This window comes from Streptomyces sp. NPDC051064 (genome assembly GCF_044455985.1).
GTDB lineage: Bacteria > Actinomycetota > Actinomycetes > Streptomycetales > Streptomycetaceae > Streptomyces.
This window is the reverse complement of record NZ_JBITFK010000007.1, coordinates 350,565-364,952: the sequence shown is the minus strand read 5'-3', so window position 1 is coordinate 364,952 and position 14,388 is coordinate 350,565. Positions and strand designations below refer to the sequence as shown.

16 protein-coding genes are annotated in these 14,388 nt (G+C 70.8%); 4 read left to right on the top strand and 12 right to left on the bottom strand.

All coding sequences use genetic code 11. The features are described from left to right. The first annotated feature begins 88 nt into the window (after nucleotides 1-88). Nucleotides 89-1,114 carry an Lrp/AsnC family transcriptional regulator gene (locus ACIBCU_RS26070; RefSeq protein ID WP_362927755.1) on the top strand — a complete coding sequence of 342 codons (1,026 nt, stop codon included), beginning with the start codon at nucleotides 89-91 and terminating at the stop codon, nucleotides 1,112-1,114. Between the two features lie 408 nt (nucleotides 1,115-1,522). Here the strand turns inward: ACIBCU_RS26070 and ACIBCU_RS26065 are convergent, their stop codons facing one another. The 6 genes from ACIBCU_RS26065 to ACIBCU_RS26040 all read right to left on the bottom strand — a co-directional run bounded on the left by ACIBCU_RS26065 (nucleotide 1,523) and on the right by ACIBCU_RS26040 (nucleotide 6,481). Continuing rightward, nucleotides 1,523-1,777 (bottom strand): HU family DNA-binding protein, encoded by a 255-nt coding sequence (locus ACIBCU_RS26065; protein WP_362927754.1) that lies wholly within the window; start codon nucleotides 1,775-1,777, stop codon nucleotides 1,523-1,525. A gap of 204 nt (nucleotides 1,778-1,981) precedes the next feature. Next, nucleotides 1,982-2,140 carry a hypothetical protein gene (locus ACIBCU_RS26060; protein ID WP_362927753.1) on the bottom strand — a complete coding sequence of 53 codons (159 nt, stop codon included), beginning with the start codon at nucleotides 2,138-2,140 and terminating at the stop codon, nucleotides 1,982-1,984. Nucleotides 2,141-2,207: 67 nt separating this feature from the next. Next, the gene (locus ACIBCU_RS26055; protein ID WP_362927752.1) at nucleotides 2,208-3,158 is read right to left on the bottom strand and encodes a cytochrome c oxidase assembly protein; all 951 of its coding nucleotides are present in this window, start codon (nucleotides 3,156-3,158) and stop codon (nucleotides 2,208-2,210) included. 111 nt (nucleotides 3,159-3,269) lie between these two features. Next, the gene (locus ACIBCU_RS26050; protein WP_362927751.1) at nucleotides 3,270-4,295 is read right to left on the bottom strand and encodes a 6-phosphofructokinase; all 1,026 of its coding nucleotides are present in this window, start codon (nucleotides 4,293-4,295) and stop codon (nucleotides 3,270-3,272) included. 184 nt (nucleotides 4,296-4,479) lie between these two features. Next, a complete protein-coding gene (locus ACIBCU_RS26045; protein ID WP_362927750.1) occupies nucleotides 4,480-5,208 on the bottom strand; it encodes a glutamine amidotransferase in 729 nt (242 codons plus the stop codon). A gap of 34 nt (nucleotides 5,209-5,242) precedes the next feature. Continuing rightward, nucleotides 5,243-6,481, bottom strand: coding sequence for a MurT ligase domain-containing protein (locus tag ACIBCU_RS26040; protein ID WP_031094061.1), 1,239 nt, complete (start codon nucleotides 6,479-6,481; stop codon nucleotides 5,243-5,245). A gap of 114 nt (nucleotides 6,482-6,595) precedes the next feature. On the opposite strand from ACIBCU_RS26040, the gene def reads away from it, so the two are divergent. Beyond that, a complete protein-coding gene (gene def / locus ACIBCU_RS26035) occupies nucleotides 6,596-7,150 on the top strand; it encodes a peptide deformylase (protein WP_362927749.1) in 555 nt (184 codons plus the stop codon). Nucleotides 7,151-7,173: 23 nt separating this feature from the next. On the opposite strand, the gene ACIBCU_RS26030 is transcribed toward def, so the two are convergent. Next, complete coding sequence (locus ACIBCU_RS26030; RefSeq protein WP_362927748.1) at nucleotides 7,174-7,824, bottom strand: TetR family transcriptional regulator; 651 nt, start codon at nucleotides 7,822-7,824, stop codon at nucleotides 7,174-7,176. Nucleotides 7,825-7,997: 173 nt separating this feature from the next. On the opposite strand from ACIBCU_RS26030, the gene ACIBCU_RS26025 reads away from it, so the two are divergent. Then, nucleotides 7,998-9,224 (top strand): acyl-CoA dehydrogenase family protein, encoded by a 1,227-nt coding sequence (locus ACIBCU_RS26025; RefSeq protein WP_104790646.1) that lies wholly within the window; start codon nucleotides 7,998-8,000, stop codon nucleotides 9,222-9,224. 57 nt (nucleotides 9,225-9,281) lie between these two features. Here the strand turns inward: ACIBCU_RS26025 and ACIBCU_RS26020 are convergent, their stop codons facing one another. Genes ACIBCU_RS26020 through ACIBCU_RS26010 form a run of 3 tightly spaced genes read right to left on the bottom strand, consistent with a single transcriptional unit; the run spans nucleotide 9,282 to nucleotide 10,951 of the window. Then, nucleotides 9,282-9,770: a glutathione peroxidase gene (locus ACIBCU_RS26020; protein WP_362927747.1), complete on the bottom strand. Its 489-nt coding sequence runs from the start codon at nucleotides 9,768-9,770 to the stop codon at nucleotides 9,282-9,284. 31 nt (nucleotides 9,771-9,801) lie between these two features. Next, nucleotides 9,802-10,353 (bottom strand): GNAT family N-acetyltransferase, encoded by a 552-nt coding sequence (locus ACIBCU_RS26015; protein ID WP_362927746.1) that lies wholly within the window; start codon nucleotides 10,351-10,353, stop codon nucleotides 9,802-9,804. A 19-nt stretch (nucleotides 10,354-10,372) separates the two neighbouring features. Beyond that, nucleotides 10,373-10,951 carry a helix-turn-helix domain-containing protein gene (locus ACIBCU_RS26010; protein WP_399234338.1) on the bottom strand — a complete coding sequence of 193 codons (579 nt, stop codon included), beginning with the start codon at nucleotides 10,949-10,951 and terminating at the stop codon, nucleotides 10,373-10,375. A gap of 128 nt (nucleotides 10,952-11,079) precedes the next feature. Here ACIBCU_RS26010 and ACIBCU_RS26005 point away from each other — a divergent pair, with 128 nt between their 5' ends. Continuing rightward, complete coding sequence (locus ACIBCU_RS26005; protein WP_362927744.1) at nucleotides 11,080-11,511, top strand: hypothetical protein; 432 nt, start codon at nucleotides 11,080-11,082, stop codon at nucleotides 11,509-11,511. Here ACIBCU_RS26005 and ACIBCU_RS26000 read toward each other — a convergent pair. Beyond that, nucleotides 11,465-12,799 (bottom strand): chloride channel protein, encoded by a 1,335-nt coding sequence (locus ACIBCU_RS26000; RefSeq protein WP_399234336.1) that lies wholly within the window; start codon nucleotides 12,797-12,799, stop codon nucleotides 11,465-11,467. The genes ACIBCU_RS26005 and ACIBCU_RS26000 overlap by 47 nt on opposite strands. Before the next feature lie 130 nt (nucleotides 12,800-12,929). After that, entirely contained in the window at nucleotides 12,930-14,360 is a 1,431-nt protein-coding gene (locus ACIBCU_RS25995) for a DUF2252 domain-containing protein (protein WP_399234334.1), read from the bottom strand. Between the last annotated feature and the right edge of the window lie 28 nt (nucleotides 14,361-14,388).

Here is a 14,388-nt window from a genome sequence, read left to right as displayed (position 1 = left end):
GACCTACCTTCCAGAACCGCAATTACGCGCCCGTAAAATCGCCGGAACTGGACATGATCTCTCACCGGATGCAGGATTCGGTCACCCCATGAAGATGCAGAACATGCCGCACCCCGACGAACTGGACCTTGCGATCATCCACGCCCTGCAGACGCAGCCGAGGGTGCCGTGGACCCTCCTCGGCGAGGTCCTGGGGATAGACCCGGTCACCGCGGCCCGGCGCTGGGACCGCCTGGAGCGGACGGGGACGGCCTGGGTGGACGGCTACCTCTCGCCCGGCCACGACGACGGTGTCTACGCACAGGTCGAGATCGACATGGGCGGTCTGCCGCTCGAGTCCACCGTGGACGGCCTGGCCCGGGACAGCCGCATTCTCAGTCTCAAACAGACCACCGGGAGCCGGGACCTGCTCGCCATCGTGGGCGCGGCGAGCATCGACGACCTCTCCCGCCTGGTCGGTCAGCGCATCGCCCCTCTTCCCGGTATCCGCACCACCCGGGTCCACGTGATCACCGCCGTCCCCTTCGAGGGCGACCGGTGGAGGCTGCGCAGCCTCAGCCGGGCTCAGCAGAAGGCCCTCACGGTGCCCCGGGAGGAGGTGCCGGACGAGCCGCTGCGGCCGGTGGACCGGGCGCTGGCCCTCGCTCTCGGGCACAACGGGCGCATGCCGGTGCGTGACCTGGCCACGGCGGCCGGCACCAGCACGGCCACCGTCCGCCGCCGGCTCCGCGTCCTCACCGGCAACCGGCGTCTCGCACTGCGGTGCACGCTCGCCCGTCCGCTCACCGGGTTTCCGGTCTCCGTGGTGTACTTCGCGTCCGTCCCCGCACGCCACCTCGAGGACACCGTCGCCTCGCTGAGCACGCTGCCCGAACTGCGCATGTGCACCGTGACCACCGGCCGCGACAACCTCATCCTCGACCTGTGGCAGCGCGATCTGGCCGACGTCCACAGCATGGAGGCCCACCTGGAGAGCCGGCTCGCCGACCACCGGCTGCGCATCACCGAGCGGGCGATCGTGCTGCGCACCATGAAGCACGTCGGCCGGATACTGGACCGGAACGGCCGCAGCACGGGCCTCGCGCCGGTGGACTACTGGTCGGGCCTCGCATGACCGGTGGAACACCGGTGGCCTTGCCGCCGGCCTGGCGGCACGCGGTGAGCGGAGGGTGAGACGGTACGCGCGCATTCCGCGCCGAGCGGCAGCCCGTCACCACCGGAGCAGGCGCCCCAGCGCCCATCGTGCCGGGCGGCACAGGCTGTGACAGCGACAGGCCCTCCAGACCCACCGCCACCGTTCCTCGTCCACCTACTCGACGACCAACCCCGCCGTGACCCCGAACAGCGACACGATCTCACCTCGGGTGCCGGGCACGATACGTTCGTCGTTCACGCGCACCGCCCTGATCTGCGGCGACCAGGACGGCCGTCGGGCCGGTGTGACGTAGCGCAGCCGGACGTCCTCGGCCGCCGCGACACCCTGGGCCTCAGCGTCACAGCCGCCATCGGGCCGGGACCCCGCTCATCCGGCCTGGTCGTGGATGAACTCGTTGAGGGCCTTGCCCGGCCGCAGAGAGGCCTCGCCGCCCACGTCGTGGAAGCTGCCGAAGCCCACCAGGGTGACGGCTCCCCCCGCCTTGAGCGCTTCGGCGATCGCGCCGGCCTCCGCGACCGTGCCGAACAGGGCGTCGACGACCCGGCCGATCTGATCGGCCGGCACTTCGCCGTCCTCCGCCGTCTTGCGTCCGATCGCCTCGATCAGCCCGGCTCTGTCCATGCGAAGCACCCACTTCCCGTCGACGAAGACGCGCGACAGACACGACCCTGCGGTCCGCGTCGGCCGGTCATGCGCCACACAGTGTCACCAGGGTGACACCGGGGGAGCACCTCCGCACGGCGCCGTACGCCGACTGTGTGCGGAGGCCGGCGGGCCCGCTCGCCGGCGGTGGGAAGCGCAGCAGCGGGCCGGCCGCTCCCGCCCTCAGGATTCGCGGGTGGCGAGCATCCCCAGAGTGGCGAGCCCGAGGACCACCCAGCCGAACCAGAGCCAGCCGTTACTCCCCAGTGCCACCGTGTACGCCGTCACCGCGACCAGCGCGCCGACCGTGAGCACTCCCATGGTTTTCGTGGATCCAGGCATGAGCGCACGCTCCTCACCCGGCCGCACGGCCGGTGAAGCCATGGTCACCCCTCGGGGGCGCCCACCGCTACTGGCCGCGCGCCTGCAATGAGGCGAGATAGGCGTTGTACGCCTTCAGTTCCTGATCGCCGTCCCGGTCGGCGGCACGGTCGGAGCGCTTGGCCGTCCGCTGCTCGGAGCGGTACCACTGGAAGACCAGCGCGATCAGGACAAGCACGGACGGGATCTCGCTGAAGGCCCAGGCGATCCCTCCGGCCGCGGACTGGTCGCCCAGGGCATCGATGCCGAGTGAGGCCGGGGGATTCTCGTACGCCTTCACCATCGGCTGGCTCGCCATCATCAGCGCGATCCCGAAGAACGCGTGGAACGGCATGCCCGCGAAGAGTTCCAGCATCCGCATCACGTAACCGGGCCGGTGCGGGCCGGGGTCGATGCCCATGATCGGCCAGAAGAACACCAGGCCGACCGCCAGGAAGTGCACCATCATCGCGATGTGGCCCGTCTTCGACCCCATGAGGAAGTCGAACAGCGGAGTGAAGTAGAGGCCGTACAGGCTCGCGATGAAGAGCGGGATGGTGAAGACCGGATGCGTGATGATCTTCATGTAGCGGCTGTGGAGCAGCTTGAGCAACAGCTCGCGAGGTCCTGTACGGTCCCGCCCGGCCACGGGCAGTGCCCGCAGCGCCAGCGTCACCGGGGCGCCCAGCAGCAGCAGGATCGGCGACACCATGCTGATCACCATGTGCTGCACCATGTGCACGCTGAACATGACCATGCCGTAGTCGTTCAGTCCCGTACACATCACCAGGGCGATGGACAGCACACCGATGACGAAGAACACGATCCGGTTCACCGGCCAGCCGTCGCCCCGGGCGCGCAGCCGCGCGACCCCGTAGCCGTACAGGGCGAGGGCGGCGACGCAGCCGACCAGGAAGAACGGGTCCGCGGAGAACTCGAGCCCGCGTCCCAGCGTGAACGGCGGCAGATCCATGTTCATGCCGTGTCCGCCGTGATCCATCTGTTCACTCCCGCTGGGGACATCCCCGTTTCGTGCCGGTTGTCCGGTCCAGACTAGAACCGCCCCAGGCCGCGGGTGCGGCCGGGGGCGGTTCAGCGGGTGCCGTGACGGTCAGAGCACGACCTGCGCCTCGGCGTAGCGCTCGGCCGGGACCGTCTTCAGGGTCTCCACCGCCGCCGCCAGGGGGACCATCGTGATGTCCGTGCCGCGCAGCGCCGTCATCATGCCGAACTCGCCGCGGTGAGCGGCCTCCACCGCGTGCCAGCCGAAGCGGGTGGCCAGGACGCGGTCGTACGCGGTCGGGGTGCCGCCGCGCTGCACATGGCCGAGGATCACCGGGCGGGCCTCCTTGCCGAGGCGCTGCTCCAGCTCGCCGGAGAGCTGCGTCGCCACACCGGCGAAGCGCTCATGGCCGTAGATGTCCTTCGTGCCCTGGTTGAACTCCATGGAGCCCTCCCGCGGCTTCGCGCCCTCCGCGACGACGACGATCGCGAACTTCTTGCCGTCCGAGAAGCGCTTGCCGACCAGCTCGGTCAGCTCGTCGATGTCGAAGGGCCGCTCGGGTACGACGATGGCGTGCGCGCCGGCCGCCATGCCCGAGTGGAGCGCGATCCAGCCGGTGTGGCGGCCCATGACCTCGACGATCAGCACACGCTGGTGCGACTCCGCCGTGGTCTTCAGCCGGTCCAGCGCCTCGGTCGCGACGCCGACGGCCGTGTCGAAACCGAAGGTCACATCGGTGGAGGCGATGTCGTTGTCGATGGTCTTCGGCACACCGACGATGGGCAGGCCGGCCTCGGAGAGCAGGTTGGCGGCCTTCAGCGTGCCCTCGCCGCCGATCGGGATGATCGCGTCCAGGCCGAGATCCGCGACATGGCCCTTCGCCCGCTCCACGCCGTCACGCAGGTGCGCGGGCTGGACACGGGAGGAGCCGAGGATCGTGCCACCACGCGCGAGGATGCCGCCGACCGCGTCGAGGTCGAGCTTGCGGTAGTCGCACTCGAGGAGGCCCTTCCAGCCGTCGTGGAAGCCGATGACCTCGTCGCCGTGGTCGACGACCGCGCGGTGTACGACGGAACGGATGACGGCGTTGAGGCCGGGGCAGTCGCCGCCGGAGGTGAGCACACCAATTCGCATTGCCCGGGAAACCTTTGCAACGTGGGCCGACGCCGGACCACGTCGTCCGGTTGGATCCCCGCCACCCTACCGGCGCGGGGTGGCCGGACCGAACCCACTGTCCGACTGCTGGACGTCCACCGGATGTACACCGGCCCGGCACACGCGGACCGGCCCCCGGAGGGGCCGGTCCGTACGGGCCGCGTCAGGCGGGCTGGGTCGCCGCGGCGATGCGCTCGGCGCGCAGCGCCTCGTACCACCGGTCGTCGCTCGGCGGCAGGGCGTTGACGTCCAGGGCCAGCTTCAGCAGCAGGTCCGCGATCAGCGGGTTGCGTGCCAGGACCGGCCCGTGCATGTACGTACCGAAGACGGTGTCGTTGTACGCGCCCTCCGTGCCGTCACCCGTGCCGTTGCCCCCGCCGAGCCGCACCCGGGCGAACGGACGCGCTGCCGGGCCGAGGTGGGTGATGCCCTGGTGGTTCTCGAAGCCGGTCAGCGGCGGCAGCCCCAGATTCGGATCGATGTCGCCGAGCACGTCGCCGACACACCGGGCGCCCTCACCCCGGGTGGAGATCACGTCGAGCAGCCCGAGGCCGGGCTCGCGCTCGCCGAGGTCGTTGATGAACTCGTGGCCGAGGATCTGGTAGCCCGCGCAGACCGAGAAGATGATCGCGCCGTTCGCCGCGGCCCTGCTCAGTCCGCCGTCACGACGCAGCCGCTCCGCGGCGAGGCGCTGCGGCCGGTCCTCACCGCCACCGATCAGATAGATGTCGCCCGACGTCGGGATGGGCTGGTCGCTGCGCACGTCCACGCGCGCCACGTCGAGGCCGCGCTGGCGGGCGCGGCGCTCCACCACCAGGGCGTTGCCCTGGTCGCCGTAGGTGCTGAGGAGGTCGGGGTAGACCCACACCAGCCGCAGGCTGTTGTTGCTCATGCTTCGTCCTCTCCGGGGGTTGCCCGCGCGGGGGTCAGTTGCCGACACGACGGCGCAGATCCTGGAAGGCGGTGTAGTTGGCGATGACCTCGATGCGGCCGGGCGGAGCCATCTGGACGGCCTCGTCCAGGGTCTCGCAGACGCGGAAGTCCAGTCCGGCCACCTCGAGCCGGACCGCGAGGTCCAGCTTGCGGTCGCCGAGCACGAAGATCGGGTGACCGTAGAGCTGGGTGTAGTCCACGTCCCACAGCCAGGAGGTGTCCGTACCGTCGGCGCCACGGGCGTTCACCGAGAGGATCACCGGGGTGGGCGGCGGGTCGATCAGGGAGAACGTCTCGAGCCAGCCAGCCGGGTTCTTCGCCAGCAGGAGCCGGAGCTCACGGCCGAGGAAGGTCACGACGTCGTAGCGGCCCGCCACGGCCTGCACCTGGTACATGCGCTCCAGGGCGACCTGCGGCGGCACGCCGAAGACCGCGGCCACGGCGGCCGAGCTCGTGGCGTTGGCCTTGTTGGCCCGGCCCGGCAGCTGGAGGTGGATCGGCCACGCGGAACCGTGCGGGTCCAGGACGTAGTCGCCGTTCAGCGCCCAGCTCGGGGCGGGACGGCGGAAGCCGCACTCGCCGCAGAACCAGTCGTCACCGGGGCGCTGCATCACACCGCCGCAGGACGGGCAGGACCAGGCGTCGTCCTTCCACGCCTGTCCCGCCGCGACCCACACGACATTGGGGGAGGAGGAAGCGGCCCAGACGATCAGCGGGTCGTCGGCGTTGGCCACGATCACGGCCTTCGAGCCCGACAGGCCCTCACGCCACTTCTCCGCCAGCATCCGGGTCTCCGCCGCGCGGTCCAGCTGGTCGCGGGAGAGGTTGAGCAGCGCGATGACCTTCGGTGTCGTGTCGCGTGCCACACCCGCGAGGTACTTCTCGTCGACCTCGATCACGCCGTACCGCGCGTCCGAGCCTCCTGCCAGCGCGGAGGTGATCCCCGCGGGCATGTTGGCTCCGAGCGCGTTCGACACGACGGGACCGGCGGCCGTGAGCGCCTCCGCGATCAGCCGGGTGGTGGTCGTCTTGCCGTTCGTCGCGGACACGAGGATCACGTCCAGGTGCTGCGCCAGCCGCCCGAGCAGGTCGGGGTCGAGCTTGAGCGCCACCCGGCCGCCGATCACCGATCCGCTGCCGCGCCCCGCAGCGCGCGACACCGCCGCCGCGGCCTTGCCCGCCGTCACGGCGAGCTTGGCCCGCGGCGACAACGGCTCCGTGTTGCCTGCCATCGTCCTAGATCCTCCTTGCGTAAGTCCGCGCCCAGCCTATCGATGTCCGGCGCGGCGACCGCACCTCGGCACCACGGGGAACGTGGAGGTCACGTGGAACGTACGCTTCTCCCCATGCGAAACCGCCCGATCCCCGGCAGTACCGGACGCGTTCGCGCCATGACTCTGCTCGGCGCCCCGATGCTCCACAGTCCGTGCGACGACGTCACCGAGTTCGGCACGTCGCTCGCCCGGCTGGTGGAGGACATGTTCGCCACCATGTACGCCGCGAACGGTGTGGGGCTCGCCGCGAACCAGATCGGCTTCCCCCTCAAGGTGTTCGTCTTCGACTGTCCGGACGACGACGAGGTCCGGCATCTGGGCCACGTAGTCAATCCCGTACTCGTCGAGGCGGACGGCATCACCGTACGCGGACCGGAGGGGTGCCTCTCGCTTCCGGGGCTCGAAGCCGCCACCCCGCGTTTCGATCACGCGGTGGTCGAGGGCCGGACGGTGACGGGGGAGCCGGTGCGGATCGCCGGCACCGGCTGGTTCGCCCGCTGCCTGCAGCACGAGTGCGACCACCTCGAAGGCTCGGTCTACACGGACCGGCTGACGGGGCTGCGCCGGGCCAGGGCGCTGCGCGCGGCCCGGCGGGCGCCCTGGGCGCGTACGGCGGCCGACTGCTGAGCCCCCCGGGGCCCGGCGGTCGCTCAGAACCCCTGGCCGCCGGGGAGGTCGCCGGCCTCGGCGAGCCTGCCCCAGAGCAGGTCGGCGAGGCTGCGTACCAACTGCTCCCGCGAGCACGGCCGGTCGCCCAGCCACCAGTCGCCGGCCGCGTGCATCATGCCGACGATGCCGTGACCCCAGATGCGGGCCATCTGCTCGCTGTCCGGACCGAGATCGACCCGCTCCGCGATCACCTTCCCCAGCTCCTCGCCGAGGCGGCGCAGCAGGGGCGCGGAGTGACGGCCGACGTCGAAGCCCTGTTCGGGCGAGGGGGCCGCGTCGTCGGACGGGTGCATCAGGAAGCGGTAGACCTGGGGGCGCGCCTCGATCGCCGCGAGGTAGGTGTCCAGGGTCGACTCGACCCGTTCGCGCCGCTCGGAGGGGGCGTCGAGCGCGGCCCGCAGGGCGCTCAGCAGTGCGTCGGTGTGGCGTTTGGCGAGCGCCCGGTAGAGGCCGCCCTTGTCGCCGAAGTGCCGGTAGAGGATGGGCTTGGTGATCCCGGCCTCCGCGGCGATCGCGTTCATCGACGCCTTCGGGCCGTCCCTGAGCACCACTCGGTCCGCGGCTTCGAGCAGCTCCCGGCGGCGGCGTTCGGCCGCTGTCCGCTGCCGTTCGGCCCCTCTTGTGGTCTCCATGTCGTTTCTCCCGCCCCACCCAACTGTCCTGCGATCTCGTCACGCCCGGGCAACGTAACACCCTGGGTCCGCCGTGCGCGGATCCGCAGCTGACTGGTTGACAGAGGCTACTTGCTGGTAACAGACTGGTGTTACCGCTAGTAACGTGTTTTCCGGAAGTGCATGGAGGGAACATGGCCGAGTTCACGCTCGAGCTCAACGACGACCAGAAGCAGGTCCGTGACTGGCTGCACGGATTCGCCGCCGAGGTGATCCGGCCGGCCGCTTCGGAGTGGGACGAGCGTGAGGAAACGCCCTGGCCCGTCATCCAGGAGGCGGCCAAGGTAGGCATCTACTCCCTCGACTTCTACGCCCAGCAGTTCTTCGACCCTACGGGCCTGGGCATCCCCATGGCCATGGAGGAGCTCTTCTGGGGTGACGCGGGTATCGCCTTGTCGATCGTCGGCACCGGCCTGGCGGCCGTCGGCGTCCTCGCCAACGGCACCGAGGAGCAGATCGGCACCTGGATCCCGCAGATGTACGGGGACGCCGACGACGTGAAGGTCGCGGCCTTCTGCTCCTCCGAGCCGGACGCCGGTTCCGACGTCGCCTCGATGCGCACCCGCGCGGTGTACGACGAGGCCAAGGACGAGTGGATCCTCAACGGCACCAAGACCTGGGCCACCAACGGCGGTATCGCCAACGTCCACGTCGTCGTCGCCGTCGTCGACCCTGAGCTGGGCTCGAAGGGCCACGCCTCCTTCATCGTCCCGCCGGCCACTCCCGGCCTCTCGCAGGGGCAGAAGTTCAAGAAGCACGGCATCCGCGCCTCGCACACGGCCGAGGTCGTCCTCGAGGACGTCCGCGTCCCCGGCCACTGCCTGCTCGGCGGCAAGGAGAAGCTCGACGAGCGCCTCGCCCGGGCCCGCGAGCGCGCCAGGTCCGGCGGCGAACGCGTGAAGAACGCGGCGATGGCGACCTTCGAGGCGTCCCGCCCGGCCGTCGGCGCCATGGCGGTCGGCACCGCCCGCGCCGCCTACGAGGTCGCCCTCGACTACGCGAAGACGCGGACCCAGTTCGGCCGCCCGATCATCGACAACCAGGGCATCGCCTTCCAGCTGGCCGACATGCGTACGCAGATCGACGCGGCCCGGCTGCTCGTCTGGCGCGCCTCCTGGATGGCGAGCGCCGGCAAGCCGTTCACCGCGGCCGAGGGCTCGATGTCGAAGCTCTACGCGAGCGAGACGGCGAAGACGGTCACCGCCCAGGCCGTGCAGATCCTCGGCGGCAACGGCTTCACCCGTGAGTACCCGGTCGAGCGCATGCACCGGGACGCCGCGATCTACACCATCTTCGAGGGTACGAGCGAGATCCAGCGCCTGGTCATCGCCCGCACCCTGTCGGGGATGCCGATCCGTTAGCCACGGGCAGCGGGGCCGGACCGTGCACCGGTCCGGCCCCGCGTGCTGTCCGTACCGTTACCGCGGCAGCTGCGCCTCGACGGCAGCCACGACCTCGGGCGCCTCCGGCTCGGTGCGGGGGCGGATCCGCGCGACCGGCTCACCGGCCGGGGAGATCAGGAACTTCTCGAAGTTCCACTGGACGTCCCCCGCCGTACCCTCGGCGTCGTCGAGCTTCGTCAGCTCCGCGTACAGCGGGTGCCGGTTCTCGCCGTTGACGTCGATCTTCTCCAGCAGCGGGAAGCTGACCCCGTAGGTCGTCGAGCAGAACGTCTGGATCTCCTCCGCGGTGCCCGGCTCCTGGCCCGCGAACTGGTTGCAGGGCACCCCGAGAACGGTGAAACCGCGGTCCGCGTACTCCTTCTGGAGCCTCTCCAGACCGGCGTACTGCGGAGTGAGCCCGCACTGGGAAGCGACGTTCACCAGCAGGACCGCCGAACCCTTGTATGCGCCCAGGGTGGTCGGTTCGCCGGCGAGCGTACGGAGCGGGATGTCGTGCAGTGTCATGGGAGGTCTCCTCGGTGGCGTGGCGTCCCTCTCATTGTGACGGCCCCTGCGCAGGAGCCTCCCGCGGGTCCAGCGCCCGGTAGTAGAACGTGGTCGCCCTGAGCGTGCCGTACGGGTCCGCCGCGTAGTCCGGGACGGAGCCGCAGGGCGTCCACCCCGCCGAGCGGTAGAGCCTCTCGGCGTCGCTTCCCGTCTCGGTGTCCAGGACCAGCAGCGTCAGCCCCTCGGCGGCTGCGGACCGCTCGACCGCGGTGAGCAGGGCCCGGCCGACCCCCCGGTTCCGGGCCGACGGCCTGACCACGAGCTTCGCGACCTCCGCGCGGTGGCGGGCGTTGGGCAGGGCCGCCTTGACCAGGCCGATCGTGCCCACCAGCCGCTCGTCGTCCCGGGCGATCCAGACCTGGTGGCTCCCCGCCTCGACGGCGGCGGCCCGTTCCCGCCACCAGACGGCGGCCGCCGCGCGGTCCAGCGGGGCGAGGAAACCGACGGAGGCGCCGCCCTCGACCGCCTCGATCAGCAGGGCGGCGAGCTCATCGGCGTACGTGATCAGCTCGGGGCCGGACACGGGGACGATCTCGGTCATGAAGCGGGTCCTTTCACATTCACGGCAGGACAATCATCAGTGCGTAGCGGACGCGGAGCGGGCCCGGACAGCGGAAGTGGGAGGGGCCGCGCAGCCGGAAGCGCAGGCAGTCGCCCTCGCGCACGGTGTGCGTGGTCCCGCCGACCGTGATCTCGACCGTGCCCTCGAGTACCCAGATGTGCTGCTCCACACCGGGCACCGGCGCGTTCTCGTACGAGAGTGCCGCGCCGGCGTCGAGTGTGCCCTCGATGACCTCGGCGCGCAGACCGGGGTGCGGCGGCGAGACGGAGCGGCGCACGAACCCGGAGGGCTCGTCCCGCCACACCGGCTGCCGTGCGGCCGGGACCAGCTGCGGCGGCTCCGCCTCCACCTCCATCAGCAGCCGGGACATCGTGCGCCCGTACACCGTGCACAGCTGTCCGAGCACGGCGGTGGTGGGACTCAGCTCCCCGCGCTCCAGCCGCGACAGGGTCGAGCGGCTCACGCCGGCGCGGCGGGACAGCTCGTCCAGCGACCAGCCGCGTTCGGTGCGGAGCGCGCCCAGCCGTGCCGCGAGGCGGTCGTCGACGCTGTCGTGCGGCACCTCGGGCTCTCTCATATACGGGAGCATATCTCTGTTCTGAGAAGAGTGCCGATCAGGTGATGCCGTGTCAGGCTGATAAACGGAACATAAGCCGTGAAGTGACCCGATCGGGCCGCTCATCGGCTGGAATCGAGGAGGCCGACATGGCTGGAAGTGCTAGCGGAACGAAGGTGGGGCACGACACCACCGGTGGGCGCGGAGCCCAGTCCGGCTGGACCGTGTTCGCGGCGGTGATGATGATCTTCGGTGGGGCCATGGCCATCCTCGAAGGCATCGCCGCCATCGCCAAGGACGACCTGTTCGTCTCGACACACAACTACGTGTTCCAGTTCAGCCTCACGGGCTGGGGCTGGGTGCACCTGATCCTGGGGATCGTGGTCGTCCTCGCCGGCTTCGCGCTCTTCAGCGGGGCCCTGTGGGCGCGCGCCGTCGGTGTCGTGCTCGCCGGGCTCCTGATGGTCGCCCACTTCCTGTGGCTCCCCTACTACCCGTTCTGGTCCCTTGTGCTCATCGCCATCAACATCTTCGTCATCTGGGCGCTGTGTGCGGGTCCTCAGAAGAGCGTCCGAGCCTGAGCGTGAGGACGTAGGACACCACCACGGAGACGATCACGAGCGGCATGACGGTGACGCCCTCGGATCCCAGCAGCAGCGTGGCGAGCAGTACCGAGGTCATCGGCAGCTTGAGCATCGCCACACACATGGCCCCGATTCCCATCGCGAAACCCGAGGTGGCGTTCAGGCCCGGCAGGTGCGACAGGACGAGCCCGCCCGCCGCGCCGAGGAACATCGACGGGAAGATGGGGCCGCCCCTGAAGGCGCTCAGCGAGGTCGAGTACGCGAGCGCCTTGCAGATGATCAGCATGAGGAGCGTCCCCACCGTGTACGTGGCGTCCTCGGCGAGCAGGCCGCCGAGGGCGTCCTGGCCCGAGTACAGCACCTCGGACGCGTTCCTTCCCGTGCTCTCCGCGTAGAGGAGCGCGAGTACACCGACGGTCAGGCCCATCACCACGGCCGCCATCACCCGCCGCCGCTCGACCCGCCCCTGCAGGGCCAGGGAAAGTCTCCTGATGCCCGTGCCCACGAGCGCGGCCGCCACTCCGAGCACGAGGGCCCAGCCGAACTCGGCGACCGTGGGCTGGGGGGTGTGAGGGACGTGGGGGAGGGTCAGGGAGTACGTTCCCAGGCCGGTCCACGAGCCCAGGCCGATGAAGATGAGCGACCCGATGCCGGAGGCGAGAAGCCCCGGCACGAGCACCAGGCCGAGCATCATCCCGGCGAGGCCGGACGCCTCCATCAGCAGGAACGCGCCGAGGAGCGGCGATCCCAGGAGGGCGCTGACCGCGGCGAAGCTCCCCGCGGCCGCCACCATCGCGGCCGCACTCGGCTGGATGCCCGGCTTCAGCAGGCGGGCCGCGCAGACGGCCAGCCCCCCGCCGAGCGCGATGAGCGGCGCCTCGGGCCCGAGCACTGCGCCGAGACCCAGGGACGCCAGCGCGGCGAGCGCGACCCCCGGCAGTTCCGCGGCGGTCGGCGCCCCCGTGTTCACGAACCCTTCGGCGGGCTTGTGGCCGCCCGTTCCGGGGAGGTGACGGATGGCCAGTCCCGTCAGCAGGCCCGCCACGGCGAGGAGCGGGACCGGCCACCACGACGGCGTGCTCCCGAAGCCCAGCGCGTGGGGCAGATCCTCGTAGGTCAGGGACTGGATCTCGTGGACGAGCGCCAGAAAGCCGAACGCCGCCGCGGAGATGGGGACTCCGAGAATCGCCACCATGACCAGCAGTACCGCGTATCCCCGGGTGCGCACCACGGTGAGAGGGTCCGGGTGTTCGGTCCCGGGCGCTGCCCCGGGTTCGGCGGACATCGTCATGGTCTCCTCAGCGTCGGGCCCCTGCCGGTACACGCTGTCCCGCCGGGATCCACACGGTGATACCACGATGTGGCGTTCTGTCCGTGATGTACCCGCTGTCCACGCCCGGCGATTCGGGCGCCCGCTACCGTGCGTCCGCCCCGGCGGCGGGGAGACGGCCCGCCGCCACCGCGTCGACCAGTGCCCGGTGATCCCGCTCGTTCCGGTCGGCGTACAGCTCGGCGAACGCCGCCAGTGCCCGGTCGAACACGTCACCGTGCCCCAGATAGGCCGCGATGGCTATCCGGTCACCGGATCGCGCGTGGGCGCGGGCCAGGGTCGTCCCGCACAACTCACCGAAGGCGGCCATCCCGCGCGGCACCATCAGTTCCGGTTCGGCGATGCCCTTCCAGTCGCGCAGCTGGCGTACGTAGAAGTCCCGGCGCCGCCCGTCGATCCCGTCCACCCACTGCCAGCCGAGGAAGATGTCGCCGGCCGCCTGCATCAGGCGCTGGCCGGCCACCACGCGCTCGCCCTGGTTCCGGTACGCGCTCGGCCCCGCGAACGGCGCGAGTACCGAGGTGTCGGCCTCCTTGGCCTGCAGGAAGAGCGGATCTCCGCTGTCCCGGCCGAGCAGGAGGATGATCCAGCAACGGGTTCCGACGCTGCCCACCCCCACGACCTTGCGGGCCATGTCCACCGGGCGGAAGTCGGCGAGCAGGGCCCGCCGGTCCGGCGGGAGGCTGCGGCCGTAGCGGCGTACGAGTCTCCGGAGCTGCCGCTCCGTGGCATCGCGCTCGGCGTCGTGCAACAGGTCGGCGACCGGTACGAGCAGCGGCGGATCCGCCGAGAGCCGGAGCCGTCCGCCGGACACCTCGGTGAGCTTGTCGAACGCCTGCAGGCTGTCCCGGGTCCGAGCCTTCGCGGTCGCCCTGGCCAGGCGCTCGCGGCCATGGGCAGCCAGCTTCTCGGCGCCCACGGCCCGGAGCTGGTACTCGTCGATCCGCGTGTACCAGACATCGAGGTTTCGCATGCCCGCGAACCGGATCATCGACTCCCGGTACGACCGCACCGTGGCCCGCACGATGCGCTTCCGCTCGCGGTCCGTGAATCCGTTCGCGCGCCCGGCGATGACGAAGCTGGCCGCGAGGCGCTTGACGTCCCACTCCCAGGGGCCGGGCAGCGTCTCGTCGAAGTCGTTGATGTCGAACAGCAGGTGACGTTCGGGGGAGGCGAGCAGTCTGAAGTTCAGCAGGTGGGCGTCACCGCACAGCTGGGCCCTGATTCCCGAGTCCGGGGTCCCGGCGAGGTCGGATGCCATGACGGCCGCGGCGCCGCGGTAGAAGCGGAACGGCGACTCCGTCATCCGCCCGTAGCGGATCGGCACGAACTCGGGGACGCGGGCCGCCGACTGCGCCTCCAGCACCGTCAGCGGATCGGGCCGGTCCGGCGGCGGGTCGAAGGCGCCATGGATCGAACGCGGCACCCTTCCACGGGCCGCCTTGCCGAGAGCGGCCCGATCCTCGGGCGTCGCGCCCGGTACGGCACGGAGTGGTGAAACGGCTTCCCGGGGCATGTCGGCCCTCCTGGCACGAGCGGGGCCG

Bases quoted from the DNA above. Each gene is read 5' to 3' on its own strand.
- ACIBCU_RS26070 (WP_362927755.1), top strand. From the start codon at position 89: ATGAAGATGCAGAACATGCCGCACCCCGACGAACTGGACCTTGCGATC.
- ACIBCU_RS26065 (WP_362927754.1), bottom strand. From the start codon at position 1,777: ATGGACAGAGCCGGGCTGATCGAGGCGATCGGACGCAAGACGGCGGAG.
- ACIBCU_RS26060 (WP_362927753.1), bottom strand. From the start codon at position 2,140: ATGCCTGGATCCACGAAAACCATGGGAGTGCTCACGGTCGGCGCGCTG.
- ACIBCU_RS26055 (WP_362927752.1), bottom strand. From the start codon at position 3,158: ATGGATCACGGCGGACACGGCATGAACATGGATCTGCCGCCGTTCACG.
- ACIBCU_RS26050 (WP_362927751.1), bottom strand. From the start codon at position 4,295: ATGCGAATTGGTGTGCTCACCTCCGGCGGCGACTGCCCCGGCCTCAAC.
- ACIBCU_RS26045 (WP_362927750.1), bottom strand. From the start codon at position 5,208: ATGAGCAACAACAGCCTGCGGCTGGTGTGGGTCTACCCCGACCTCCTC.
- ACIBCU_RS26040 (WP_031094061.1), bottom strand. From the start codon at position 6,481: ATGGCAGGCAACACGGAGCCGTTGTCGCCGCGGGCCAAGCTCGCCGTG.
- def (WP_362927749.1), top strand. From the start codon at position 6,596: ATGCGAAACCGCCCGATCCCCGGCAGTACCGGACGCGTTCGCGCCATG.
- ACIBCU_RS26030 (WP_362927748.1), bottom strand. From the start codon at position 7,824: ATGGAGACCACAAGAGGGGCCGAACGGCAGCGGACAGCGGCCGAACGC.
- ACIBCU_RS26025 (WP_104790646.1), top strand. From the start codon at position 7,998: ATGGCCGAGTTCACGCTCGAGCTCAACGACGACCAGAAGCAGGTCCGT.
- ACIBCU_RS26020 (WP_362927747.1), bottom strand. From the start codon at position 9,770: ATGACACTGCACGACATCCCGCTCCGTACGCTCGCCGGCGAACCGACC.
- ACIBCU_RS26015 (WP_362927746.1), bottom strand. From the start codon at position 10,353: ATGACCGAGATCGTCCCCGTGTCCGGCCCCGAGCTGATCACGTACGCC.
- ACIBCU_RS26010 (WP_399234338.1), bottom strand. From the start codon at position 10,951: ATGAGAGAGCCCGAGGTGCCGCACGACAGCGTCGACGACCGCCTCGCG.
- ACIBCU_RS26005 (WP_362927744.1), top strand. From the start codon at position 11,080: ATGGCTGGAAGTGCTAGCGGAACGAAGGTGGGGCACGACACCACCGGT.
- ACIBCU_RS26000 (WP_399234336.1), bottom strand. From the start codon at position 12,799: ATGTCCGCCGAACCCGGGGCAGCGCCCGGGACCGAACACCCGGACCCT.
- ACIBCU_RS25995 (WP_399234334.1), bottom strand. From the start codon at position 14,360: ATGCCCCGGGAAGCCGTTTCACCACTCCGTGCCGTACCGGGCGCGACG.